General features: G+C 69.3%; 22 protein-coding genes and 1 tRNA gene. 14 read left to right on the top strand and 9 right to left on the bottom strand.

Annotated elements, in window-relative coordinates; all coding sequences use genetic code 11:
• Window positions 1–114: 114 nt before the first annotated feature.
• From lepB to murD, 7 genes are all read left to right on the top strand, one after another.
• Window positions 115–831 (top strand): signal peptidase I, encoded by a 717-nt coding sequence (gene lepB, locus EVS81_RS15180; protein WP_130111117.1) that lies wholly within the window; start codon window positions 115–117, stop codon window positions 829–831.
• Complete coding sequence (locus EVS81_RS15175; RefSeq protein ID WP_130111116.1) at window positions 828–1,517, top strand: ribonuclease HII; 690 nt, start codon at window positions 828–830, stop codon at window positions 1,515–1,517. The genes lepB and EVS81_RS15175 overlap by 4 nt, the downstream gene beginning before the upstream one ends.
• A gap of 44 nt (window positions 1,518–1,561) precedes the next feature.
• Window positions 1,562–2,260, top strand: coding sequence for a ribonuclease PH (rph, locus tag EVS81_RS15170; protein ID WP_130111573.1), 699 nt, complete (start codon window positions 1,562–1,564; stop codon window positions 2,258–2,260).
• A 12-nt stretch (window positions 2,261–2,272) separates the two neighbouring features.
• Entirely contained in the window at window positions 2,273–2,878 is a 606-nt protein-coding gene (gene rdgB / locus EVS81_RS15165) for an RdgB/HAM1 family non-canonical purine NTP pyrophosphatase (RefSeq protein WP_130111115.1), read from the top strand.
• 144 nt (window positions 2,879–3,022) lie between these two features.
• Window positions 3,023–6,079, top strand: a complete 3,057-nt coding sequence (locus tag EVS81_RS15160; protein WP_130111114.1) for an aminotransferase — start codon at window positions 3,023–3,025, stop codon at window positions 6,077–6,079.
• Between the two features lie 43 nt (window positions 6,080–6,122).
• Window positions 6,123–7,505: a MurL-like N-terminal domain-containing gene (locus EVS81_RS15860; protein WP_165384289.1), complete on the top strand. Its 1,383-nt coding sequence runs from the start codon at window positions 6,123–6,125 to the stop codon at window positions 7,503–7,505.
• Window positions 7,495–8,826, top strand: coding sequence for a UDP-N-acetylmuramoyl-L-alanine--D-glutamate ligase (gene murD, locus EVS81_RS15155; protein WP_165384288.1), 1,332 nt, complete (start codon window positions 7,495–7,497; stop codon window positions 8,824–8,826). Before EVS81_RS15860 ends, murD begins: the two co-directional genes overlap by 11 nt.
• 24 nt (window positions 8,827–8,850) lie before the next feature.
• Here murD and EVS81_RS15150 read toward each other — a convergent pair whose 3' ends face one another.
• The 3 genes from EVS81_RS15150 to EVS81_RS15140 are packed head-to-tail and all read right to left on the bottom strand — an operon-like array spanning window position 8,851 to window position 12,506.
• On the bottom strand, window positions 8,851–10,803 hold the full coding sequence (locus tag EVS81_RS15150) for a heavy metal translocating P-type ATPase (RefSeq protein ID WP_130111112.1): 1,953 nt from the start codon (window positions 10,801–10,803) through the stop codon (window positions 8,851–8,853).
• 59 nt (window positions 10,804–10,862) lie between these two features.
• Complete coding sequence (locus tag EVS81_RS15145) at window positions 10,863–11,834, bottom strand: alpha/beta hydrolase (RefSeq protein WP_205879350.1); 972 nt, start codon at window positions 11,832–11,834, stop codon at window positions 10,863–10,865.
• A gap of 30 nt (window positions 11,835–11,864) precedes the next feature.
• Window positions 11,865–12,506: an NAD(P)H-binding protein gene (locus EVS81_RS15140; RefSeq protein WP_130111110.1), complete on the bottom strand. Its 642-nt coding sequence runs from the start codon at window positions 12,504–12,506 to the stop codon at window positions 11,865–11,867.
• A gap of 496 nt (window positions 12,507–13,002) precedes the next feature.
• On the opposite strand from EVS81_RS15140, the gene EVS81_RS15135 reads away from it, so the two are divergent.
• Together EVS81_RS15135 and EVS81_RS15130 are read left to right on the top strand one after the other, a co-directional pair.
• The gene (locus tag EVS81_RS15135) at window positions 13,003–13,332 is read left to right on the top strand and encodes a carboxymuconolactone decarboxylase family protein (protein WP_130111109.1); all 330 of its coding nucleotides are present in this window, start codon (window positions 13,003–13,005) and stop codon (window positions 13,330–13,332) included.
• 37 nt (window positions 13,333–13,369) lie between these two features.
• Window positions 13,370–13,891 (top strand): cyclophilin-like fold protein, encoded by a 522-nt coding sequence (locus EVS81_RS15130; RefSeq protein WP_130111108.1) that lies wholly within the window; start codon window positions 13,370–13,372, stop codon window positions 13,889–13,891.
• Between the two features lie 321 nt (window positions 13,892–14,212).
• On the opposite strand, the gene EVS81_RS15125 is transcribed toward EVS81_RS15130, so the two are convergent.
• Together EVS81_RS15125 and EVS81_RS15120 are read right to left on the bottom strand one after the other, a co-directional pair.
• Window positions 14,213–15,235, bottom strand: coding sequence for a zinc-dependent alcohol dehydrogenase family protein (locus EVS81_RS15125; protein WP_165384287.1), 1,023 nt, complete (start codon window positions 15,233–15,235; stop codon window positions 14,213–14,215).
• Window positions 15,236–15,306: 71 nt separating this feature from the next.
• Window positions 15,307–16,044: an IclR family transcriptional regulator gene (locus EVS81_RS15120; RefSeq protein ID WP_165384286.1), complete on the bottom strand. Its 738-nt coding sequence runs from the start codon at window positions 16,042–16,044 to the stop codon at window positions 15,307–15,309.
• Between the two features lie 146 nt (window positions 16,045–16,190).
• Between EVS81_RS15120 and EVS81_RS15115 the strand changes: the two genes are divergently transcribed.
• The 3 genes from EVS81_RS15115 (at window position 16,191) to mobF (ending at window position 21,754) form a co-directional block, all read left to right on the top strand.
• On the top strand, window positions 16,191–16,877 hold the full coding sequence (locus EVS81_RS15115; RefSeq protein ID WP_130111106.1) for an SDR family NAD(P)-dependent oxidoreductase: 687 nt from the start codon (window positions 16,191–16,193) through the stop codon (window positions 16,875–16,877).
• Between the two features lie 73 nt (window positions 16,878–16,950).
• Complete coding sequence (locus EVS81_RS15110; RefSeq protein WP_130111105.1) at window positions 16,951–18,153, top strand: MFS transporter; 1,203 nt, start codon at window positions 16,951–16,953, stop codon at window positions 18,151–18,153.
• Window positions 18,154–18,325: 172 nt separating this feature from the next.
• Entirely contained in the window at window positions 18,326–21,754 is a 3,429-nt protein-coding gene (gene mobF, locus EVS81_RS15105; RefSeq protein ID WP_240739883.1) for a MobF family relaxase, read from the top strand.
• Between the two features lie 47 nt (window positions 21,755–21,801).
• Here mobF and EVS81_RS15100 read toward each other — a convergent pair whose 3' ends face one another.
• The 3 genes from EVS81_RS15100 to EVS81_RS15090 all read right to left on the bottom strand — a co-directional run bounded on the left by EVS81_RS15100 (window position 21,802) and on the right by EVS81_RS15090 (window position 23,145).
• Window positions 21,802–22,590 (bottom strand): Fic/DOC family protein, encoded by a 789-nt coding sequence (locus tag EVS81_RS15100; RefSeq protein ID WP_130111103.1) that lies wholly within the window; start codon window positions 22,588–22,590, stop codon window positions 21,802–21,804.
• 16 nt (window positions 22,591–22,606) lie between these two features.
• Window positions 22,607–22,813 (bottom strand): hypothetical protein, encoded by a 207-nt coding sequence (locus tag EVS81_RS15095; RefSeq protein WP_130111102.1) that lies wholly within the window; start codon window positions 22,811–22,813, stop codon window positions 22,607–22,609.
• A gap of 107 nt (window positions 22,814–22,920) precedes the next feature.
• A complete protein-coding gene (locus EVS81_RS15090; RefSeq protein ID WP_130111571.1) occupies window positions 22,921–23,145 on the bottom strand; it encodes a helix-turn-helix domain-containing protein in 225 nt (74 codons plus the stop codon).
• Between the two features lie 97 nt (window positions 23,146–23,242).
• On the opposite strand from EVS81_RS15090, the gene EVS81_RS15855 reads away from it, so the two are divergent.
• Window positions 23,243–23,896 carry a helix-turn-helix domain-containing protein gene (locus EVS81_RS15855; protein WP_165384285.1) on the top strand — a complete coding sequence of 218 codons (654 nt, stop codon included), beginning with the start codon at window positions 23,243–23,245 and terminating at the stop codon, window positions 23,894–23,896.
• Between the two features lie 158 nt (window positions 23,897–24,054).
• Window positions 24,055–25,158, top strand: a complete 1,104-nt coding sequence (locus EVS81_RS15085; RefSeq protein ID WP_165384284.1) for a tyrosine-type recombinase/integrase — start codon at window positions 24,055–24,057, stop codon at window positions 25,156–25,158.
• A gap of 79 nt (window positions 25,159–25,237) precedes the next feature.
• Here the strand turns inward: EVS81_RS15085 and EVS81_RS15080 are convergent.
• Window positions 25,238–25,323 (bottom strand) — tRNA-Leu (locus tag EVS81_RS15080).
• Window positions 25,324–25,362 lie beyond the last annotated feature (39 nt).

Raw genomic sequence — 25,362 nt, 5'->3', positions numbered from 1 at the left:
CCTGTGCGCCTCTCAGGCTCCCTCCTGCAATGGGTGGGAGCCTGAGGTGTCTCTATGGAACCGTGGAGCGGTCGCCCGGTGCGCCCTTCCGACATCGATGCTGGGGAAGTGCTCATGAGTGAATCCGATACGCCGGGGGCTCCACGGCGGTCTCGTCGCAGCGGGCTCCTCGGATTCCTGCGCGACCTCATCGTCATCCTGCTGGTCGCGTTCCTGGTCTCCTTCCTCTTGAAGACCTTCCTGGTGCGCAGCTTCTACATCCCGTCGGTCTCGATGGAGCAGACCCTCAAGGTCAACGATCGCATCCTGGTGAATCAGCTGGTGCCGCAGCTCGTGCCGGTGCAGCGCGGGGACGTCGTGGTATTCAAGGATCCGGGCGGCTGGCTGCTGCCGCGCAGCGCCGAGCCGCCGCAGGGCTTCGAGAAGGTGCTGCAGGCCGTCGGCCTGGCCGCCGACACGAGCCACGAGTACGTCGTGAAGCGCGTGATCGGCATCGGCGGCGACCGCGTGCAGTGCTGCGACGCCGAGGGACGCGTGACGGTGAACGGGATCCCGCTCGACGAGCCCTACATCGTGATTCCGCCCGGCGAGGAGCGCGCGTCGAAGATCGACTTCGACGTCACCGTGCCCGAGGACTCCGTCTGGGTCATGGGCGACAACCGCTACCAGAGCAAGGATTCGCGCTACAACCAGGAGCAGCCCGGCAAGGGCTTCGTCCCCGAGAGCGAGATCGTCGGCCGGGCGTTCGTGCTCAATTGGCCGCTGAACCGCTTCACCTGGCTGGGGACGCCAGAGGGCACGTTCACGGGCGTGGAGGAAGCGCGGCAGTGACCGGGGCCGCAGACGATGCGCCGGCGAAGGATCCGACGCTCCAGCTCGAGTGGGAGTGCTTCGCGGCCGGCGCCGAGCTCGTCATCGGGATCGACGAGGTGGGGCGCGGCGCGGTCGCCGGCCCGGTGGCGGTCGGCGCGCACGCGGTGCGCGCGGGCATCGACGCGTTCCCCGCGGGCCTGCGCGACTCGAAGCTGCTGAGCGAGAAGCGACGCGAGGCCATGGCGCCGCTCGTCGCCGAGTGGGGCCCGGGCGCCGTCGGCTTCGGCAGCGCCCCGGAGATCGACGAGCGCGGCATCGGACCGATGCTGGGCGAAGCCGCTCGGCGCGCACTGCTCGAGCTGCACGCGTCCGGCGTGCCGGTGGACCGCGCCGTGATCCTGCTCGACGGTGCGCACGACTGGCTGTCGCCGGCGCTGAGGACGCCCCTCGACGTGCGCACTCGGGTGGGGGCGGATCGCAGCTGCGCGAGCGTCGCCGCGGCGTCCGTGCGCGCCAAGGTGCTGCGCGATGCCGTGATGCGCGAGGCGCACGACGCGCACCCGGAGTACGCGTGGGCGTCGAACAAGGGCTACGGATCCCGCGCCCACTACGACGGCATCGCCCGGCACGGCCTCACCGAGCTGCACCGACGCACCTGGATCAAGCCGGACGCGCGAGCGCCGCGCGATAGTCTGGACGGGTGAATTCGACAGCAGACGCACGCGCCGACGGGCGCTCCCCGGCGCAGATGCGCCCAGTGACCATCGAGCGCGGCTGGAGTGCCCAGGCCGAGGGCAGCGCGCTCATCTCCTTCGGGGCGACTCGGGTGCTGTGCACCGCCTCGTTCACGCCCGGCGTGCCGCGCTGGCTGGCGGGGAAGGGCACGGGGTGGGTCACCGCCGAGTACTCGATGCTGCCGCGGTCGACGAATGAGCGCATGCAGCGCGAATCGGTCAAGGGCCGGATCGGCGGCCGCACGCACGAGATCTCGCGACTCATCGGCCGCAGCCTGCGCGCCGTGATCGACACGAAGGCGCTCGGGGAGAACACGATCGTCATCGACTGCGACGTGCTGCAGGCCGACGGGGGCACGCGGACCGCGTCGATCACGGGCGCCTACGTCGCGCTCGCCGAGGCGGTCGCGTGGGCCCGGGCCCGGGGCCACATCGCGCAGAAGGCCCGACCGCTCATCGACAGCGTCGCCGCCGTCTCGGTGGGCATCGTCGACGGCGTGCCGATGAGCGACCTGGCCTACGTGGAGGATTCGCGCGCCGAGACCGACATGAACGTGGTGGTGACCGGAGCCGGCGACTTCGTCGAGGTGCAGGGCACCGCCGAGGGCGCGCCGTTCGCGCGCGCCGAGCTCGACGCGCTGCTCGACCTCGCGCTCGTGAGCGCGGCTGAGCTCGCCGAACTGCAGCGGGCCGTGCTGCACGAGGGCGAGTAGGGGGAAGCGACGATGACCCGGACGCTGGTGCTCGCCTCGCACAACTCCCACAAGCTCGAGGAATTGCGCAGGATCCTCGGCCCGCTGATCCCGGGCATCGAGCTCGTCGGCTATGACGGCCCCGAACCGGTCGAGAGCGGCCTCAGTTTCGAGGAGAACGCGCTGCTCAAGGCGCGGGCCGCCGCCGCGCACACCGGGCTTCCGGCGATCGCCGACGATTCCGGCATCGCGGTCGACGTGCTCGGCGGATCCCCGGGCATCTTCTCCGCACGGTGGGGCGGGCCCGAGCGCAGCGATCGTGCGAACGTCGATCTGCTGCTGTGGCAGCTGACCGACATCGCCGACGACCATCGCGGCGCGGGCTTCGTGTGCGCCGCCGCGCTCGTGGTGCCCCCGGAGCGCGACGAGCGCGGGCAGGAGCTGTGCGAGCTGGGCGTGTGGCAGGGGAGCGTGCTGCGCGAACCGGTCGGCGCGCACGGGTTCGGCTACGATCCGGTCTTCCGCCCCGAGGGCGAGCAGCGTTCGGCGGCGGAGCTCACCGCCGCCGAGAAGGATCGGCTCTCGCATCGCACGCGGGCGTTCAGCGCGCTCGCGCCGGCCATCCGAGACCTCGTCTGATCCCTGCCGCCCGAATCGCTCGGGCGGCCCCGTCGACGTCGGCTTGTGCGGACCCTGCTCCCGAGCCCGAGTGCCCCGCGACAGCGAACTGGGGCACCCAACACACGCGTGACATCATTTCGATCCAGAGATGGAGAACTGACGATGACGGAACAGCAGTCTGGCGGCCTCGTGCGCCCGGACGTCTCGGAGAACGATGCGCGCGCGATCGCGCGCGCATGCTACGGCATCGAGGTCTCGGTGCGGGAGCTCGGCAGCAACCAGGACCGCAACTTCGTGCTCGAACAGCCCGACGGCACGCGCAGCGTGCTGCGGGTGGACAACCCGGCCTTCGGCGACGAGGCGCGCGATGCCCAGCACGCGGCGCTCGAGGCCTACCGCACCGCCGGCGTCCCGGCGCCGGCGGTGCTCCCCGGACTCGACGGCGCGCTCACGCAGCGCAGCGAGCAGGGCTTCGCGGTGCGGCGCAGCGAGTTCGCCGACGGGGAGCCGATGGTGGACATCGGCTACCTCGCGCCGGTGGTGCTGGAGGAGTTCGGGGCGCTCGCCGCGGCCTCCGCGAATGCGCTCGTCGGGCTCCGCCACCCGGGCCTCGACCGGGACCACATGTGGATCATGGACGTCGCGCACGAGCAGACCCTGCTGCTCGCGCCGTCCATCGCCGACGAGACGCTGCGGGAGCGGGTGCTCGATGCGGCCGACGAGGCCCGGGCGGCATTGGACGAGGTGACCGACGTGCTGCCGCAGCAGGCGATCCACGGCGATCTCACCGACGACAACGTCATGGGTCGACGGGGGGAGGATGCCCGCCTGCACCCGAGTATCGTGCTCGATCTCGGCGATCTCGCCTACGGCTGGCGCGTCTCCGAACTCGCGGTGACGGCGGCCTCCATGCTGCATCACGACGCGCGGCGGCCGCTGCGCGTGCTCGACACGGTGGCGGCGTTCCACCGCGACGCGCCGCTCTCGGAGGCCGAAGCCCGGGCGGTGTGGCCGCTCGTGGTGCTGCGCGGCGCGATCCTCGTGGCCAGCGGTTGGCGGCAGCTCGAGATCGACGGCGGCAACGACTACGCGCGGGATCGCATCGCCGGCGAGCAGCGGATCTTCGACGCCGCCGTCGCGCTGCCCCTCACGGAGATGACCGAGCACGTGCTCGCGCGGCTCGGTATGCGCGGCGGCGCCGACGGCAGCGGGTCGCTGCTGCCGGCGGCACCCGCTCCGCATCCGTCACCCTGCGTGGAGCGACCGGGGTCGCAGGAGTCGCAGGATCTCCCCCTGCGCTCACTGCTGCCCGGCCTCGACGGCGAGGTCGCGACGGTCGATCCCGGTGTGGAGAGCGAGGCGCTCGACGCCGGAACGTGGCTCGCAGACGACGCGGAGGAGCGCCTCGTCTCCGCGGCGCTGCGCGACGGCGCGGCTGCGGCGGTGCTGCCCTACGGCGTCTACCGCCTCACCCGCGCGGCCATCGACGCCGCCGACGCGGCCGAGACGTGGCCGTTCGGCACCGAGGCGGTCGTCGCGCCCGGCGCGGAACAGAGGGTAACGGCGCCGGTCGCGGGCACCGTTGTCGCGGCCACCGAGCGGGGCGTGCTGCTCGACCTGGGCGACGGCTGGTTCCTCTCGGTCGACGGAGTGCGCGCGGAGTGCTCGGTCGGCGACGGCGTCGAGGCGGGCGCGCGGATCGCGGTGCTCGAGGCGGGCGATGATGCCCGTCCGATCGCGGTCGCCCTGTGCCGCGTCGACGCGATCGACGGCGTCGCGCCGCCGATCCTCTCCATCGAGGTGCCCGCTCCCGGCCGCGCGCAGCTCGTGGCGCCCGATCGGGTGCCCGCGTGGCGGAGATTCACCCGGGATCCCGCGGCGATGCTGGGCCTCGCCCCGCTCGCCCAGCGCGATGAGGCCGCCGATGAGCAGCGGCGTCGCGAGGGCATCTTCGCCAGCGCCCAGGAGCGGTACTACGAGCGGCCCATGCAGATCGAGCGCGGCTGGCGGCACCACCTCGTCGACACGACCGGCCGCGCCTACATCGACATGGTGAACAATGTCACCGGGCTCGGTCACGGACACCCGGGCGTGGCCGACGCGGTGAACCGGCAGATCAGGATCCTCAACACGAACTCCCGCTTCCTCTACCGCGAGCTCGCCGAGTACAGCGAGCGCCTGCTGGCCCTGCTGCCCGAGGGGAGCGGTCTCGACACCGTGCTGCTCGTGAACTCGGGATCCGAGGCCGTGGATCTCGCGCTGCGTCTGGCGCAGGCGGCCACGGGGCGCAAGACCGTCGTCGCGCTGCGGGAGGCCTATCACGGCTGGACGATGGCGAGCGACGCGGTCACCACGAGCGCCTACGACAACCCGTTCGCCCTCGAGAACCGGCCCGAGTGGGTGCACGTCGCCGACGTGCCCAATCGCTTCCGCGGCACCTATCGCGGCGAGGCAGACGACGTCTCCGTGGGGGAGCGCTACGCGGCCGACCTCGGCGCCGACCTCGATCGGCTCGCCGGGGCGGGGCGCGACGCGGCCGCCTTCATCTGCGAGTCGGTGCTCGGCAACGCCGGCGGGGTGCTGCTGCCCAACGGATACCTGGCCGACGCGTATGCGCGCGTGCGCGCGGCGGGCGGGCTCTGCATCGCCGACGAGGTGCAGGTGGGCTTCGGCCGCATGGGGTCGAGCTTCTGGGGCTTCGAGCAGTCGGGCGCGGTGCCCGATCTCATCACGATCGCGAAGCCGATGGGCAACGGCTTCCCGATCGGCGGGGTCATCACCTCGAAGCGGGTGGCCGACGCGCTCGCCGCGCAGGGCCAGTTCTTCTCGTCGGCGGGCGGCAATCCGCTGAGCTGCCGCGTCGGCCTCGCGGTGCTCGACGCGATGGAGGCCGAGGGGCTGCAGGCGAACGCCCGCGCCGTGGGGGAGCGCCTCGCGACGGGCTTTCGCGCGCTCGCCGAGAAGCACAGCATCATCGGACCGGTGCACGGCGAGGGGCTGTATCTCGGGGTGGAGCTGGTGCGGGATCGCGCGACGCTCGAACCCGCGAAGCAGGAGGCAGCGGCGATCTGCGAGCGTCTGAAGGAGCTCGGCGTCATCGTGCTCACCACGTCCGAGCGCTCGAACGTGCTGAAGGTCAAGCCGCCGCTGACGCTCACGGAGGAGAGCGCCGACGTGGTGATCGCAGCGCTCGACCGCGTGCTCTCCGAGGGCTGGTAGCCGCTCAGGCCGCGGGAGCGGCCGCGCGGTAGACTGCTGGATCATGGCATCAGCGTCACCCTCCCCGCAGGCCCCGGCCAGTCCGCCCGCTCCGACCGCGCACGTGACGCGCTTCGAGTGCCTCGCACCGCATCTCGAGGGGTCCACCGTGCAACTGCGGTACGCGGCGCGCGCGGACGGCGTGGTGGTCGGCGAGTTCACGGAGGTCATCGAGCTGCCGGCCCCGCTGGACCGGGCACCAGGGCCGGTCGTCGCCGGCGTACTCCGCCTGCTGTCGCTCGCGGGATCGCTGAGCTACTTCAAGGCGTTCGCGCCGGCGGTGCTCGCCGTGCCGGGCGGGCTCACCGAAGAGGAGCGCGCTTTCGTCACCGCCCTGATCGCGGGCGGCCTCGGCGAGTTCGCGTTCGTCAATCGGATGCCCGAGGTGCTGTCGACGGTGGTCGAGGCGCCCGGGCTGCCGTCGCCCGCTCCGAGGGTGCGGCCCACGGCGGAGACCGCGCCCGGCGAGCCTCGGCGCCTGCTCGTCGCGGTCGGCGGCGGCAAGGACTCGATCGTCTCGATCGAGTCGTTGCGCGGCGCCGGCGTCGAGGTGGGCCTGTTCGCGGTCAACACGCAGCCGCCCATGGCGCGCACGGCCGAGACTGCGCGGCTGCCGCTGCACGAGGTGCGCCGCAGGCTCGATCCCGAACTCTTCGCGCTCAACGCCGCCGGAGCGCCCAACGGGCACATCCCCGTGACCGCGGTCAACTCGCTCATCGCGGTGCTCACCGCGCTCGCCCTCGGCTACGACGGAGTCGTGTTCAGCAACGAGGCGGGATCCTCGTACGGCAACTTCGAGTGGGCCGGCCGCGTCATCAACCACCAGTGGTCGAAGGGCATCGAGTTCGAGCGCCTGCTGCGCGAGACGCTGCCCGACGGGGCCCCGGACTACGTGTCGCTGCTGCGGCCCATCAACGAGATCCGGATCGCGCGCCGCTTCGCGACGCTCACCGCCTACCACCCGGTCTTCACGAGCTGCAACCGCGCTTTCCGCATTCACGGGGCCTCCGCGACCTGGTGCGGCGACTGCCCCAAGTGCCGCTTCATCTTCCTGATGCTCGCGCCGTTCCTGGAGCGCGAGCGGCTGCTCGAGATCTTCGGCGGCCGCGACCTGTTCGCCGACGAGGAGCAGCTGACGGGCTTCCTCGAGCTGCTCGGCGCCGATGGGCTCGTCAAGCCCTTCGAGTGCGTGGGCGAGCCCGACGAGTGCCGGGTGGCGCTGTCCCTGCTGCGCGAGCGCCACGACTGGAGCGGGCACCCGTTCCTCGGACGTCCCGAGATCGCCGGCGTGTCGGCCACCGCGGCCGAGCGCGAAGCGGTCTTCGCCTGGCACACCGGCGAGCACTTCCTGTCGCCCGAGCTGGAGGCCGTGGCGCGTGCGATTTGAGGAGCTCACGGGGCGAGACGTCGTGATCTGGGGCGCGGGGCGCGAGGGGCGTGCGGCGCACGCGGAGCTCGCGCGCCGCGGCGTGGTCGCGACGATCGCGGTGACCGGAGACGGTTCGGCCCCCGAGGACCTGCGAAGCGCCGCCGTGGAGGGTGAGACGGCGCTCGCCAGGCTGCTGGAGGCGGAGGTCGTGGTCAAGTCGCCCGGCATTCCGCGCACCTCGCCGGATTTCGCGCGGGTCGCCGCGGGGGCCGGGCGCCTCACCTCGCTGATGGACCTCTGGCTCTCGGAGAACGCCGAGCGCGTCCTCGCCGTCACGGGCACGAAGGGCAAGAGCACCACCTCGACGCTCGTGCGCCACATCCTCGACGCCCTCGGCTACCGGGCGGTGCTCGCAGGCAACGTCGGGGTGGCCGTGGCCGGCGACCTCGATCCGCGGGTGCAGGCCGCCGTGACGGAGGTATCGAGCTACCAGGCCTCCGACCTCACCGTGTCGCCGCGAGTGGCCGTGCTCACGTCGCTGTACCCCGAGCACCTGCCGTGGCACGGCGGCTACGAGCGCTACGTCGCCGACAAGCTGAACCTCGTGGCGCACGGCACGGAGACGGTCGTGGTGCCATCGCGCGATCACGAGCTCTTCGCGCTCGCCTCCGAACGGGCGGGGGAGCGCACGCGCATCCTCGTTCCGGCCGAGCTCGGGATCCTGGCCCACGAGGATCGCCTCGTCTGGGAGGGCGTCGGCGAGTGCACCGCGGCCGATCTCGGGCTGCGCGGCGCCCACAACCTCGTGAACGCCGCGCTCGCCCTGGCGGCGGTGCACGCGTTCACCGGCATGGCCGACGAGGATCGCGCGCGTGCGCTCGCCGCGATGCGCGGCTTCCAGCCGCTGCGGCACCGACTCGAGGTGATCGACTCCGACGACGGGCTCACCTGGGTGGACGACAGTCTCGCCACCGCGCCTCAGGCCGTGGTCGCGGCGCTCACCGCCTACGCGGACGCGCGGATCACGCTGATCGCGGGCGGTGCGGAGCGCGGGCTGCCGTTCGATCCGCTCATCGACGCCCTCGCCGCGCGCGGAGACGCCTTCCCCGTGCGCGTGGTCGCCACCGGTCCCGCGGGGGCGCGCCTCGTCGCCGAGAGCGAGGGGCGCGTGCCGCGCATGGAGCGGGCGGACGGTTTCGCCGACGCGCTCGTGCGAGCGCGAGCCGGGGCGCGGCCCGGAGACGTGATCCTGCTCTCCCCGGGAGCCCCCAGCTTCGACGAGTTCGCCGACTACGAGGCCCGCGCAGCGGTGTTCCGAGCGGCGGCCCGGACAGCCTGACCCCAGGGCCGGGCCGAGGTCGGCTCAGGCGGCCGGCGCCGGGGCGGATGGCGTGGGGGAGGACGGCGAAGCGCTGCGATCGCCCGAGCGCGCGCGTTCGGCGCGCGGCCCGATGGCGCGCAGCGCGCCGAGGATCGCGACGAGATCCACCAGCTCCTGCAACCAGGCTCCCGCGAGCGCGGGGAGAAAGCCGAACGCGGCGACGAGCATGAGCGCGACGCTGATGAGGATCCCGAGCCAGATGCTCTGCAGCGCGATCCGAACGGTGTCCTTGCCGATGCGCACGGCGCGGGGGAGCGCGGAGAGACTGTCGTATCGGTTCACGATGTCGGCGGACTCGCTCGCCGCGGTGGCGCCGCGGGCGCCCATCGCGAACCCGATGTCGGCCGCGGCCAGGACGGGGGCGTCGTTGAGGCCGTCGCCGACCATGATGAGCGGCCGCGGCTGCACCTCGCTCACGATCCGCACCTTGTCGGAGGGGCGGCACTCGGCGTGCACCTCTCCGATGCCGAGGCGCGCGGCGATCGGTTCCGCCGTGGCGGCCACGTCGCCCGTCACCATGAGCGTGCGCTCGACCCCGAGCCGCTGCAGCGCTGCGAACACATCGGCGGCCTCCTCGCGCACCCGGTCGCGCATGATGATCGCGCCCGCGTAGCGCTCGTCGACGGCCACGTAGATCGCGAGTTCCCCCGGCTGCACGGCGGCCGGTGCCAGCGCGGGTGCGTGCTCGCGCACCCACGCCGGCTTGCCCACGCGCACCGTGACGGCTGCGCCTTCCGGGCCGCTCGCGAGCACGGCCGTCACCCCGTTGGTCGCGGTCTCCTCGGCGTGTTGCGCCTCGAGCAGCGCGCGGCCGCGCTGCTTCGCGGCCGCGACGACCGAGCCCGCGAGCACGTGCGAGGAATAGACCTCGGCGGAGGCCGCGAACTGCAGCACCTCGTCCTCGCTGAAGCCGCTCTGGGGCAGCACCCGCTCGAGCACCGGGCGACCCGTGGTGACGGTGCCGGTCTTGTCGAACGCCGCCGAGCGCACCCGCGAGAGCTGTTCGAGGGTGCCGCCGCCCTTCACGATCAGTCCGAATCGCGCGGCCCGGCTCATGCCGCCGAGGAACGCGACCGGCGCCGCGATCAGCAGCGGGCAGGGCGTCGCCACCACGAGCACCTCGGCGAATCTGACGGGGTCGCCGCTGACCGCCCAGGCGATGCCGGCGATGAGCAGCGAGAGCGCGGTGAACGGCACCGCGTAGCGATCGGCCAGGCGCACCACCGTGGCCTTGCTCCCGGCCGCCTGCTCCACGAGCCGCACGATCTGCTGGTACTCGCTGTCGGACGCCACAGCGGCAGCCCGCATCACGACCGCGCTCGCCCCGTTGACCGCGCCGCTCGAGACCCGTTCCCCGGCCGCGCGATCGACGGGCAGGCTCTCACCGGTGAGCGAGGACTCGTCGAAGACGGCGTGGTCGGAGACGAGGATCGCGTCCACGGGCACGAGCGCGCCGGGCCGCACGAGCAGCAGCTCGCCCACCGCGATTGCGTCGACCGGCACCTCCTCGGTGGCGGTCTCGGCCGCCGAGCCCGCCGCCGCTGCTGCGCCGTGCTCGAGCACCCGCGTCGCGCGCTGCGGAGCCTTGCGGAGCAGGGCCGTGAGCTCGCGCTTCGAGCGGTGCTCGGCGTAGTCCTCGAGCGCGGCGCCGCCCGTGAGCATGAGCACCACCACGAGGGCGGCCCACGGCTCGCCGACGAGCACCGCCGCGGTGATCGCGGTCACCGCGAGGATGTCGAGGCCGGCGTGCCCCCTGAGCAGCTGCCGGATCATGCCGACCGCCTCCCACGCGGCGATCGCCAGCGCGTATCCGCCGACGACCCAGGGCGCGGCGGCCCGGGCGGGGGTGGCCAGGAGGACCAGCCCGGCGGCCGCGGCGGCCAGCGTCGCGAAGACCAGCGGGTATGCGGAGAGGGCCGCGCGCACTCGTTTCATGCCTCTCAGCATGCCAGAGCGCGGGCCCTCCCGGTGGCCGCCGCTGCGGCGGAGCCGTGCTACAGGTGCGCCGCGAAGAACTCCGCGATCCGATCGAACGGGATGATCTCGCTCCGGTCGTAGAGGTCGGTGTGGCTCGCTCCTGCGACGGTGAGCAGTTCCTTGTTCTCACCGGTGAGTTTTGCGCGGGCATCCTCGCTGAAGTACGAGGAGTGGGCCTGGTCGCCGTGGACGAGCAGCACCGGGGTGCGGATCTCGTCGGCGTAGGCGAGCAGCGGCATGTTCAGGAACGACAGCGCGCTCGTCACGTTCCAGCCCTCGTTGGAGTTCAGGGAACGCGCGTGATATCCGCGATTCGTCTTGTAATAGGCGTGATAGTCCTTCACGAACTGGGGCGCGTCATCAGGCAGCTCCGCAGGGACGCCCCCGGCGCGCGCAGAGGAACCGTTCCGGTAGTCCTCGATGCGCTGCGCGCTCAGCGCCTTGCGCTTCCCGTGACGGGCCTCTTCGGTGTTCTCGGACCGGAAGTAGCCCTCGGCGTTCACCTGCGTCATGTCGTACATGGTCGAGGTGACGGTCGCCTTGATGCGCGGGTCGATCGCGGCGGCGCTCAGCGCCATGCCGCCCCACCCGCAGATCCCCAGCACACCGATGCGTTCGGCGTCGGCCTGATCGAGCACCGAGAGGGAGTCGACGGCGGCCTGGAAGTCCTCGGTGTTGATGTCGGGCGAGGCGACGGCGCGCGGGCTGCCGCCGCTCTCACCCGTGAACGACGGATCGAATGCGAGCGTCAGAAATCCGCGTTCGGCCAGCGTCTGCGCGTACAGACCGGACGATTGCTCTTTGACCGCGCCGAACGGGCCGCTTACCGCGATGGCGGGCAGCTTTCCGTCGGCGCCCTTGGGCGTGTACAGGTCTGCCGCGAGCGTGACACCGTAGCGATTGTGGAAGGTCACCTTCCGGTGATCCACCGCGTCGCTCTGCGGAAACGTCTTGTCCCACTCGGAGACGAGCTGAAGATTCTCGTTCACGATTGCCTCTTTCTCTTTCTGGTCGTTGTTTCAGCGGTACGCCGCCGGCCGATCGCCATCGGTGCCGGGCCGGGAGATCCCCAGGTTCTCGCCGATGTGAGATTCAGGGTGCGCGACGAGACCGGCGATGAACTCGCCGAGGCTCGCACGTGAGGTCTCGGTGCCCCGGTAGGTCTCACCCCTCCGGGTCAGTTCGATGTCAGTCGCGTCGTCATCGGTCAGCCAGACCGGGCGGAGGATCGTGGAGTCGAGCGAGGACTGCTCGACGACGTCGGCCGCCCGCCGGTTCGCCGGTCGTGTGAAGCCGACCTGCGCGGCGTCCCAGGTGTTGAACGGCTCGGGCAGTTCGTCGTAGATGCCGCCGGCGTTCACCGCGATGATGCGGCGCGCACCGGCGTCCTCTGCGGCGCGTACCGTGTTCGCGGTGGTCTCATCGAGGTCGGTGCCGCCGAGGGCGACGATCACGATGTCCTGCCCCGCGAGCGCGGCTCGCAGCGCCTCGCGGTTGTGCGCGTCGCCGGCGATCACGGTCATGTCCTCCGTGGCGAGGTCGGCGACCCGCTCGGGGCGGCGCAGGAACAGGGTGAGCGCGACATCCCCCTGTCGTGCCAGGCGGATGATGGCCTCCCGCGCCGTTCGGCCGTTGGCTCCGATGACGATGACGTTCTTCACGGTTCCACCTGTCTCTCACGTTCTGGGTTGTGCACGGCGCGGCGCGGGTGCGGTCGGAGTCCGTCGGCGTCGACCCCGGCGGCGCTCACGCGCCCAGTGCCCCGGAGCCCCGAGGCGCGATGCCCGCGGACTGCCGCTCGGTGCGAGGCCGCATCGAGAGCGCTCCGTCGGACATCCCCGACCGGACTCCGACGTCGCTCTCGAGTCTCGCTGGCCCGCTCCTGCGGTGCCAGGCCCTGCCAGTACCCCTGTCCGGGAGACGAGGCGGGCACGACGCCCGGTCGGGGGTACTGGCAGGGCCTCCCGGATCGTCGAGCGCGGCACTAGCGTTGCGGGCAAGAGCGAGTGTTCGACGACGCCGCAGGCGATGGAACGATCTCGGCAGTCCCGACGCGGTCTGCGGCCGGCGGCCTCGGAAGCTCGGGCTCGAGCTCGGGCTCGGGCTCGGGCGGATTCTCGAGCAGACGCACGATCACGCACGAAAGGAAGCAACGACATGAGTGAGCAGCACGGCTGGACCGGAGGGCGGAATGCGTTCGGCGACTTCGCCCCGGGCATGGTGCACTACACCGACAAGGTACTCTTCGACGAGGTCTGGGAGCGCGATGGGCTGTCGAAGCGCGACCGCAGTCTCGTGACCGTCGCCGCGCTCACCGCGCTCGGCAAGATGGATCAGCTCCAGTTCCACCTCGACTTCGCCCGCCGCAACGGTGTCACCGATGACGAGCTCACGGAGGCGCTTCTGCAGCTCGCGTTCTACGCCGGCTGGCCGAACGGCATGGGGGCGACCGCGGTGCTGAAGAACATCATCGAGAAGAACGCGTGAACCGCCTGTCGGGCGGCATTCGAGCGGAACGAGCGCTATGAACGGTATGAAGCGTTACGCGAAGCTCTCCCTGCTGGTGCTCCCGTTGCTGCTCATCGCGTGCAGCAGCGTCGAGAGCGCGGCAAGGAGCGAACGACCGATGCAATCAGAGACGGTACCCGACAAGACCCCCGGCATCACGACCGACCAGGAGGAGCGCGTGAGCGATATCATCGTCCAGTTCGCAGCAGGATCGACCGTGGTCGAGGCGGTGATGGAACCGGAGAGTCCCGTGGCCCGGGACTTTCTCTCGATGCTGCCGATGACGGTGCGCTTCGAAGACTTCCACGCAATGGAATCGATCGCCTATCCGCCCAGAGCCATCGACACGACAGGCGGGCAGGGCATGGCTCCGCAGGTCGGCGACCTCTTCGTCTACGTGCCCTGGGGCAACTTCGGCTTCTTCTTCGATACCGGATCGCTCGGCTTCTCGGACGATCTCGTGCGCATCGGCACGACTGAGAACATCGAGGAGATCACGGCGCTGCAGGGCCACGATGTGACGATCAGCGTTCGATAGTCGAGTGCAGCGGCGTCGAGTCCGACGCAAACGACCCCCAACCCGAGAGATGAAATCCCAGGTCAGGGGCCATTTCGTTCGCGTGCGCGAGGGGGGACTTGAACTGACCTCGACCCTCTCGCGCCGCGAAACTCGGCAGGGCGTTCTGCCGCATGAAATCAACGATCTACGGCATGTGTCCTGTGGATAACTCCACCGCGATACCCCGACCTACAGGTTGCTTAGCACTTTCGTTAGCACTTTTCGCAACACCGGATGAGGTGACCCGACACCCGTATCAGGCCGTTGGATCGCCTACCAGTCTTGATGTGGTCAAGCTGATTACAGGGTCAGCATGACCTTCGTGGCGCGGCGCTCGTCCATCGCCTTGTAGCCCTCGGGTGCTTCTTCGAGTGGCAGGGTGAGGTCGAACACCTTGCCGGGGTCGATCTCGCCCTGCCAGATACGGTCGATGAGGTCGGGCAAAAACCGGCGTACCGGGGCCGGGCCGCCGAGCGTGTGGATGCCCGCGAAGAATAGTTCAATGCCGGGAATCTGCACGTCGTAGTTCACACCGACATAGCCCAGGTGCCCGCCGCCGCGCGTCGCGCCGACTGCTTGCATGAACGACTCTTGCGTGCCGACTGCCTCGACGACAGAGTGCGCGCCAAGGCCGCCCGTCAGCTCCTTGATTCTCACCACGCCCTCGTCGCCGCGCTCTTCGACAATGTCGGTTGCGCCGTAGTAGCGGGCGAGCTTCTGCCGCTCTGGGTGGCGCGACATGGCGATGATGCGATCAGCGCCAAGCTGTTTGGCCGCCAGAATCGCCATGAGGCCCACTGCGCCGTCACCGACGACGGCTACGGTCTTGCCGGGGCCAGCATCAGCGGCCACGGCTGCATACCAGCCGGTACCAAGTACGTCGGACGCGGCGAGCAGCGCCGGGTACAGCTCGGGGCCGGGCGTCTCGGGCGTCTTGACGAGGGTGCCGTCAGCGTGCGGAATGCGCGCTTTCTCGGCTTGCGTGCCGACCGTCTGAGCGACGAACTCGGCGTGCACGCACTTCGACTGGAAGCCGGCCTGGCAGATCTCGCAGGTGTTGTCTGAAATCACGAACGAACCGACGACGAAATCGCCTGGCTTCACGGTCTTCACGTCTGCGCCGATTTCCTCTACGACGCCGATGTACTCGTGCCCCATCACCTGATGGTCAGCTGGTTCGATGCCTCGGTAGGGCCAGAGGTCAGAGCCGCAGATGCAGGAAGCGGTGAGCTTGACAATCGCGTCGGTCGGCTCGAGGATTACCGGGTCGTCGCGGTCTTCGACCCGCACGTCTCCGGCCTTGTGCATGATGACTCCACGCATGGGTTATCTCCTTCTTCTCATCATCGGGAGCGCCGCCTCAGGCGACCGATCCCGTGGTCTGTGATCGAGGGCTACAGCCACTCTTGATTGACGGGCCGCACCTTCGCCAACTCGTCTCGAATGTGTTGCCCGATAGTCAGCAGCAGGGCCTTCGGCAACCGGTTCGTAGGGCCAGCGACGGCGATAGCTGCGCGCGGTGTGACTGCGACGGCGACGCACGAGATTCCTGCGTTCTGACTGTCGAGGTCGAGCGCGACTCCGCGCCGTTCAGCGTCGGCTATTTCGGCCGCGTGCGCTTCCCATTCGCTCGGGTCATGGGCCTGCACCGCCCGCGCAAGCTCAGGATCAGCCGCGAGCATGGCGTGACCGATGGCCTCCACGATCAACGGCTTCCGCTCGCCCGGCCGCACGGCCAGGTGCAGCGGCTTCTCGGAGAGCACCGCATCAGAGCAGAGATAGTCGGTGCCGGTCGCCAGGCCGAGGAAGGTCGACTCTCCCGACGCCTGACTGACGGCCTTGAGTACTGGGCGGAGACGGGCGCGTAGTGCGTGTTCGGCCTCGGCGTCGAGCCTCAGCAGCTGGTTGAGCTTGCCCGTGAGCCTGTAGGCCGCGCCTTTCTTGTCCTGGGTGATGTAGCCCAGCTCTTCGAGCGAGGCGAGCAGGTTGTGAGCCGTGCTGCGGTTCAGACCGGCTCCATCGGCCAGCTCGCTCAGCCGTGACCCATCGGTGCTCGCGGCGATGCGTTCGAGCAGCTCGAACGCCCGCTGCACCGACTGGATCACCCGCCCGTTTTTCATCACTGTTTCCATAATATTGAACTGTAGCATCATTTTAACTGAAATGATTTGACACTGTGAACATGCGAGAGCACGATGACGTTGGGAGCACGGTGGCCGCAGCGTGAGCGCGGTCGGCTCCATCAGCCTCAACACACAACAGGAAGAGATACACCGATATGGCACGCATTGTTCTGATCACTGGCGCGAATCGCGGTCTTGGCCGTGAGCTGGCCGCGCAGCTCGCAGCCGAGGGCGACACCGTTCTGCTCAGCGCCCGTAACGCTGACGCCGCAGCGAAGGCCGCCGCCGAGATTGGCGGCGACATTCACCCCATCCAGCTTGACACCTCGGATGCGGCGAGCATCGCGGCGGCCGCGCAGCAGATCGGGGCCGACTTCGGCCGCGTCGATGTACTAGTGAACAACGTGGGCGGCGTCTTCGACTACGAGCAGCAGCCCTCGACCGTCGATCTCGGCAAGGTGCAGGACTCCCTCGACATCAATCTGTTCAGCGCGTGGCGCACCACTCAGGGCATCCTGCCGCTGGTGAAGAAGTCGGAGAACGGTCGCATCGTGAACGTGTCGAGCGAGGCGGGTTCCATCGCCCGCACCGGCGCGTACACGGCGGCATACAGCGCGGCGAAGGCGGCACTGAACTCGCTCACCGCCGCTCTCGCGGCCGAGGTCGCAGAGGCGGGTATCACTGTGCACGCGGCATCGCCGGGCTGGACGGCTACCGACCTCGGTGGCGAGGGCGGCCGCCCCGTGCCCGAGGGCGCTGCGTCGATCAAGCACGTCGTGAACCTCCCCGCCGACGCGGGCACGGCCGGTTTCTACCAGGACGAAGAAACCCTCCCCTGGTAGCCCGCTGCCCCGGAGGGTCAGAGTCGCATTATCGGCTCTGACCCTCCGTCGTCTCTCCCCGCTGAGGAACACGATGAACGACGCAACTCCCACCCGCTCCACGGCCGCCGGGCATCTCGTGCCGGTGTGGTGGCTCGTGCTCATGGCCGCGCCTGTTGCGGCCGCGAACAACGCCACGGTGCTCATCCTCGACGACGTAGGGGCCGCGTTCGGCACGTCGGCTGCCTCAGCGTCGTGGGCTGCTACCGCGTTCGCGCTCGTGCTCGCCGTGGCGACTCCGCTGCAAGCTGCTCTCATGCGGCATCGGGGGCAGCTCGCGGTGCTGTGGACGAGTGCGGCACTGGTCACGCTCGGCAGTCTCGTCGTGCTGCTCGCGCCGTGGCTCCCTCTCATCGTTGCAGGGCGTGCGATCCAAGCCGCAGGCGGGGCCGGGCTGAACGTGCTCGCCATCGGCCTCGCGGGCAGTGCCCGCCGCGTCGGGGCGATCAGTACCGGCATGGGCCTGCTCGGCGCAGTCGGCCCTCTGCTCGGAACCCAGCTCAGCACCGCCGTCTCGTGGCGTCTCGTGCTCGTGCTGCTCGCGCTCGCGCTCATCGCCGTGCCCTTCGTGCACCGCTATGTCGCTCGCGGAGCGGTCAGCAACGCCCGCTTCGATGCCTGGGGCGCGCTGCTGGTCGTCGTGCTCTCCGGTGCCGTCGTGCTGTTCACCGCGAACCCGCTGACCGCAGCTCTCGCGGCCATGATCGCGATCCTGCTTCTCATGTTTCATATCCGCCGACGCCCAGACGGATATGTGCCAGTCGAAACGATCCGCTCGCGCGTTTTCCTGAACTCGGCGGGCCTCACCCTCACACTCTCAGCCAGCTACTTCACACTGCTCTTCGTCATCCCGCAGCTACTCATCACCCGCGCCGACTGGACAAAGGACACCGCCGCGACCGGGCAGCTCGTCGCGATGGTTGTCGCTTCGCTTGCAACACTCGGCTTCACAGCCGTCGCCGCGAAGTTCTCTCGCACGCAAGTGCGGATCGTACTTGTCACGGCCGGAGCGCTCGCGCTGCTTGCTGCGTTCTTCGCCAGCTCTCCGGTGCTGCTGCTCATCGGCATCTTTCTCGCGCTTTTCGCGGCAATCTCAGCGAACGCAACGCAGGTCGCCGTCGCAACCTCGGCGGTGCCCGAGACGCAGAAGCCCGTCGCTATCGGCCTGTTCACGCTGCTCTACCTGCTCGGCGGCGCGATCGGCCCCGCCCTCGCCTCCATCCTCGTGCTCTCCTAACCCGGAACGCCGACTTCCTAGAGCAAGCGGATCAACCGCATAGACCGCCGGAGAACGCGACTTTTCGCCCGATTCTTCTGACACCTTCCCTTCCGAATGGACGTATGCTACCGTGGTAGGTACATCAGTTTCTATACAAGAAACATCAGACGGTGATGACATGCATGGCGGTGTGATCCTGTTCCGAGGAACCGGAGCCGATGCACGCCGTTATGTCGAGGCCGACCGTTCCCGCGCGGACGACTACTACCTCGGCGCGGATGCGTCCGTGGCGGCGTTCACCGCCCTCGACGGTGAGGGAAACGTGACCGCTGCGCTGGGGCTCGACCCGGAGGCGTATGCGGCGTGGGTAGATTGGGTGAACCCGCTCACGGGCGAGTCGATGGGCAGGCCGCGTCTGCCGGGTGAGGGGCGGCGAGGAGCGCCCCGGTTCGCGGAGATGGTCGTGAACGCCCCGAAGTCGCTCTCCATCGCGGCAGCTCTCCACCCGGAAGTCTCCGACGCTCTCGACCGGGCGCAGCAGGACGCCGTGGCGGAGATTCAGCAGTGGCTCGCCGAGCACTCCGTAACCCGCGTCGGGCCGCGCGGCAAGCAGGAGGTAATGCCCGTCCAGCAGTTGCAGACCGTGGCGGTGTCGCACCGCACGTCACGCGCGGGTGACCCGCATCGCCATATCCATTCTCAGATCGGCACCCGCGTGTGGGCGGCCGGGAACTGGCGAGCCTTGGATACGGCGGCGTTGTTCCGGCAGCAGGGCGCAATCCGCGCCCTTGGCACCGCCGTCATCGCCGCGCACCCGGAGCTTGCCGAGGTGCTGGATCGGCACGGCCTGACTCTCGATCCGGTATCGGGTGAGGTGGTGGAGCTCGAGCGGTTCAACGGTGTGATGAGCAAGCGCGGCGAACAAGTACGCACGCATCTCGAACGGCTCGAAGCCGAGTGGGAGGCGGCGCATCCGGGCGAGGCGATGGGGCCGGTCGTCTCCGCCCGACTCGCGGCGAAAGCGTGGGCGTATGAACGGCCAGCGAAGAAGCCCACCACCCTGCGCGAAGAACACGCCTGGGTGACCGAGCTACGCGACGCCGGCTACGACCCCGCGACGTTGCGCCGGCCTGCGCGTCGTGCGCCGGCGTCGCTGGATGACCTCTCCGTGCAGACCGTCGCAAGCCGCGCGCTGGATCGCTGCGCTGCAAGCGGTTCGGCGTGGACGCGCCACACGGTGCAGGAGCACGCGACCCGGATCATGACCGAGTACGGAGTGCAATCAGCACCCGCCGAGATACGCGAGTTCGTCAGCATCGCCACCGCCCTGGCAATGGAGGACTGCTTCTCGATCCTCCCGCCCGGCGCTCCCACCCCGGAGCATGTGGCGCACCTCACGAGCCTGCGCGTCGTGCAGGCCGAGACGGAACTGCGCGACCTCCTGACCGCACGAGTACCGAAGCACCCCGACGTGCACGGCGCGGCAAGGGGGCAGGGCCTGGATGCGGGGCAGGAGCGCGCCGCCGCTGCAGTCGCCTCCGCCGATCCACTCGTGATCGTGGAGGGCGCAGCGGGCGCGGGCAAGACCACCATGCTCGGCGTCGCAATCGAGGTCGCAGCGCAGCACGGGCGGGCATCGCGGGTGGTTGCGCCGACGTTGCGCGCCGCGCAGGTCGCACAGCAGGAACTTGGCGTGCCCGCGACCAGTGTTGCGGCGCTGGTGCACGCGCACGGCTGGCGCTGGAACAGTGACGGCGTATGGACGCGCCTCGCACCCGGCAACACCGACCCCGAGACCGGGCGCACCTATCGCGGCCCGACCGAGGACGTGCGACTCGTGCCGGGTGAGCGGGTGATCGTTGACGAGGCCGGAATGCTCGACCAAGACACCGCAATCGCCCTCCTGACCGTATGCGATGAGGCGGGCGCGACGGTCGCGCTTGTCGGGGATCGTGCGCAACTCGCCGCAGTCGGTCGCGGTGGAGTGCTCGACATGGCCGCGCACATTCGAGGCGGCACGTTCGACATGGCCGAGGTGCATCGCTTCACCGACCTCACCTACGCCGAAGTCACGATACAAATGCGCGACGGCAGAAACCCCGGTCAGGTGTTCGACCGGCTCACAGCGTTGGGGCTGGTGCGCCTGCACGCGAGCGGCGAGGATGCGCGCGAGCACATCGCACAATCCGCACGCGAGGGTGAAGCCGTCACCGTCAGCACGAACGACGAGGCCCGCACCGTCAACGCCCGCATCCGCGAGGAACGAGTCTCGCAAGGCCTCGTCGACGACACGGCGAGCGTATACGGAAACGACGGTCTCCCGATCGGGGCCGGGGATGTGATTCAGACGCGAAAGAACAACGCCGATGTAGGCGTGGCGAACCGGCAGCAATGGGTCGTGCAGCGCGTCGAAGACGACGGCGCGCTCTCCGTGCGCGAGGCAGACAGCGGGCGGAAGCGCCAGCGCACAGTGCGCCTCCCCGCCGACTATGTGGCCGAATATACGCACCTGTCGTACGCGGCGACCGCCTACGGGGTGCAGGGCGCGACCGTCGCCGGGTCGCACACGATCCTCACCAACACGACCAGCGCCGCCAGCGTGTACGTCGGCATGACGCGAGGCCGGAACGAGAACCTGCTGCACATCGTCGCCGGAAACCTGGCCGAGGCCAGGGCGCAGTTCATCGAGGCGATGGAACGCGACCGCGCCGACCGAGGCCTTGCCGCCGCCACCCAGCGTGCAGTCGAGCAAGTCACCGGGCTGACCGAGCACGGCCCCGTGCGATTCGTGAGCGACGAGATAGCGGCCCTCGTGCAGCGTGCGGAAACGGCCGAGGCGCAGGCGGCACGCTGGCAACAGGTCAGCGCCGCCCTTGCTGCCATTGGCGACCGTGAGACGGCGCTACGCGAGAACGCACGCGCTACCGAGCAGACTGCGCGACAGCGGGCCGAGCAGGTGCGTGCCGAGGTCGCCGCTCCCGTCGTCTCGGCCGCGAGAACGGCACTCACCGAGTGGGAGCAGGCCAACGCCGCCGAGCACGCGGCGGGCGAGCAGGTGCGGGCGGTGTCGTGGTTCGGGAAGCGCCGCGCCCGCGACGAGCACGAGAACGCCCAATCGCACGCCTCCGAAGTGCACCAACAGTTGACGAGCAAGTGGGGTGAGCCGCCGAGATGGAACGAACGCGCCGATGCGTGGTTGGAGCGAGTCACCCGGCCCCGGATCGACGGCGACCCGCGCGTGATCGACGCCGAGCAGGAACACCAGGCAGCACGCGACGCGCTGCTGCACCGGCCCGAGCGAGCACAGACCGCACGACTCGCCGCGTTCGCCCGAGCGTTCGGCCCGGAAACCGTGGTCCGCAATCAGCAGGCGTACCTCACCGCCAACCCCGTACATCAGGCCGCACGAGCCGCGAAGACCGCGAAGCAGGCGCGAGAGGAAGCCGCCTTGCTGCGGTCGCTCACCCCCGCCGAGGCCGTAGAGAGGATCGAGCAGACCCGCGCAGCGCAGGCTGCACGCGAGGCCCAACGAGCCGAGCGAGAGTGCGCCCTGTCACACGACTACGAGCAGCACCACCGAAGCGCACCCCGGCACGACGGCCCGGCTCGCGAACTGTGACGCGGCACGGTCGGGCTGCCGCGGACGCGTCGCGCCCTTGCCCTCGGCTACCGTCCGAGGCTCGGGCCGCCGCGCTCACCGCTGGGCGGGTCGTGGTGTCCGAACGCATCCAGCGGAGGCAGGGTGCGACGGTGTTCTCGTGCCGCGTCCAGCTCTCGGTCGAGCACGGCAGGATCGCGGGTGACCTTGCGCGTGGCGAAGCCCTCGGTGTGCTCGTGCAGCAGACCCATCAGCCGGTCGTGTTGTTCGGCGTCCTCGACGGCGACGAGGTTCGGGCGGATCAGCGCGTCAAGGCCGGAGTGGTCTTCCACGATGGCGAGGGTGCGGGCGTGGGCGAACACGTCGCCGGGAATCTGCGACCAGTCGATCACCCATCCGGCATCGCGGGCGAGCTGGGTGAAGAAAACATGCTGGCTTCTCGTGTTCACGTCGCGGAATGGATGGATCGCGGTCGTCTCGCCCCACACCCACGCCAGCCCCTCAGAGAACTCGTCCGCATCCAAACAGCGCAGGTAGTCACGCTCAGCAAGGATGCCGAAGACGCGCTCGGCCTCGGGCACGATGAACGGCGGACGGCAGTGCGCGATCCCGGTACCACCGGGATGGGTGTCGGTTTCGCGTATCTCACCGCCCCAGGAGTACATGTCTTGGGTCAGATAGGCGTGGATCGCTTGCAGGTGCGCAAGATCGTAGGCACCGACGATGGGATGCTCCCGCAAGGCACCCATGCGGGCGCCGATGAAGTCGGCCTCGGCGTCTTTCCAGTCGTCGTAGTCGGTGACGCCGAACTTGTTGATGAGAACGTCGCTGCCCGGATAGGTGTACCGATCAGGCATCGCGACGCCGAACGGTTCAGGCCGTGCGAGCGGCCAGGCGTGCGCGGGTGCGAGCGGCGATCACTTCGACGGCTTCGTCTACGCTGATTTCGCCCCGCACCTGGCGGGCCAGAAGTTCCAGGCCCTCGGGGGTCATTTCCTCGCCTGCGGTCTGCTGCCCGGCCTGCACTTCCGCGAGGACGCGCTGAACGTGCGCCTCGGATACGCGAGTCTTCGTAGCCATGCGGGGTGCCTCCTTGTGGTCGGCGTTCTTGGGCTAGTTTACGGCGCTTGGCCGACATTCACATGGAGGCCGGGCACGAGGGTGCCGATTCGGCACGACGGTCGGCGTCAGGACTCGCTGTTGTCGTTCGGGATGTTGGCGAAGAGGGCGAGGAACTTTTCGCGTGGGATCACGATGCGCCGCCCGAGCTTGACATGCGGGATCGTGCCCTCGTTGATGCTCGTGGTGATCGTGCGGGGATCGACGCCGAGTGCTTCGGCGGCTTCCTTGCGGGTGATGACCAGGCTGCGCCGCTTGCGGAGGTCGTCTATGTCGAGGGTGCTCTGCCGCATCGTCACACCATCCGTTCCCGTCGCGCGCGTGAGAGTGATTCCTCCACCGTAGAGAATCGCACTTGCGTTGTCAAGTATAGCGTTGTAGATTTCTACTATGGAAACAGAGAGGGTGCGGGGCAACCCCGCAGGAATCACGAACACGCACGTCGCGCAGAACATCCGCGCGGCACGCCAAGCGATCGGCATGGAGTTGCGCACCATGTCCGAGGGTCTGAAAGCGGCCGGGCGCAAGCTCTCCACCTCGGGCATCAGCAAGTTGGAGGCCGGGGATCGTCGCGTGGACGTGGACGACCTGACCGTGATCGCCTACCTGCTGCGCACGACCCCGGCCGCGCTCCTGACGCCCCCAGGCGAGCAGACGACGCTCACGGGCGTGCCCGAGGGGTACGAGCCGGAAGAGATCGACAGGTGGATGCGCGGGGAACTCGTGCTCACCGATGAGGGGCTGTTCAACTACTGGCAGCAGGAATGGGTGATCTGCACCGACCGCATCCACTACCTCGAAACCACGCTCGCGGGCATGACCGCCCCCGACCCGGACGACCCCGAGAAGCCGCGAGCGAACCCCAAGACCATCGCCGCCTATACCGAGCGACTACAGACCGCCAGAGCGCGCGAGCAGGTCATCCGCGAGCGGGGCGTGCAGATCGACCCGACCGGGCGCGTGTTCAACGCCAAGGACTACACCGAGAACTACGCCGACACCCACCAGCCCGGACAGACCACCGCAAGGAGCACCCTGTCCTGACCACGACCAAGCAGCCCGCCGAGGCGGGCGGCGGGGGTGAGAAGCAGCAGCGGCGCTCACGCTCCCGGCAGCCCGGCTCGATCCAGGCCTACGACACCGGTAAGGGCAGGCGGTGGCGGTTTCAGATCTACGTCCTGAAAGACCCCGAGTACCCCGAGATGGGATCGCGCAGGCTCACCCGCTCCGGGTTCACCAGCACCGACGAGGCCAACGACGCCTTGCAGGAGGCCTTGAAGCAGCGCAAGCAGAACGAGAAGTTCGGCAACAAGGTACCCACCCTCGGCGTCTACGCCGACGAGTGGGCGGCAGGGTTGAAGCTCGCGGCCTCCACGATCACGGGGTACAAGAAGATCATCCGCAACCATATCCGGCCCCAGCTCGGCATGATCCGGCTCGACAAGCTCACCGCCACGAGAATCGCCCGCCACTACCGCGACTTGGAGAAATCGGGTCGCAAGGACACCTACGGCAAGGGCAAGCCGCTCTCTGCCAACAGCGTCCACAAGGTGCATGTCGTCCTGGGCGCGATCCTCGACGCCGCGATAGACGATGGGCACTTGACCGTGAACCCGTCGAAGAAGAAGCGCACCGTCAAGCCACCGACCACGAGCGAGGTACGGGCGCAGAAACCCGAAATCGTCACCTGGACAGCGGAGCAGTTGCAGACGTTCCTCACCTGGAACCGCGACGAGCTGGAAGACGAACTGTTCCCGCTATGGCGGCTCATCGCCTACACCGGCATGAGACGCAGCGAAGCCCTCGCCCTGAAGTGGAACGACCTCAACACCAAGGCGATGCGCGTCAGCATCCGCCGCGCGGTCGATACCGACGACTGGACAAAGACCAAGCCCCCGAAAACCGGCAACGCGCGCGTGATCGACGTGGACGAGGACACCCTCAAAGTGCTCGCCTCCTACAAGGTCGCCCGCGCGGAACTGGCATTCGTGCTTGCTAAGGCCGACGCCTACATCTTCGGCGACGACGACGGGAAGCTGCGCTCACCCGACGCGATGACGAGCCGATGGGATCGCCGCATGAAGTGGCTCACCCAGAAGAACGACACCATGCACCGGGTCACGATCAAGGGGCTGCGTCACACCCACGCGACCCTCCTGCTCGAACTCGGCGAGCACCCCAAGGTCGTGCAAGAGCGTTTGGGTCACTCAACGATCACCACGACAATGAACATCTACTCCCACGTCACCCCGACCATGCAGCGGGCGGCCGTGACCCGCTTCGCCGCCCACCTCGGCAAGGCTTAGCACTTTTTCTAGCACTTCCGACGCGAAAGACCCCCAACCCGGAGAACTAAATCCCAGGTCAGGGGCCATTTCATTCGCGTGCGCGAGGGGGGACTTGAACCCCCACGCCCTAATACGGGCACTAGCACCTCAAGCTAGCGCGTCTGCCAATTCCGCCACCCGCGCGAACGATCCGGACCGTCATCGGCCGAACAGAGAATAACT

The organism is Leucobacter triazinivorans (genome assembly GCF_004208635.1).
In the GTDB taxonomy this organism is placed as follows: domain Bacteria; phylum Actinomycetota; class Actinomycetes; order Actinomycetales; family Microbacteriaceae; genus Leucobacter; species Leucobacter triazinivorans.
Note: the sequence above shows the minus strand (reverse complement) of the source record. Positions and strands in the feature narration are given on the sequence as shown.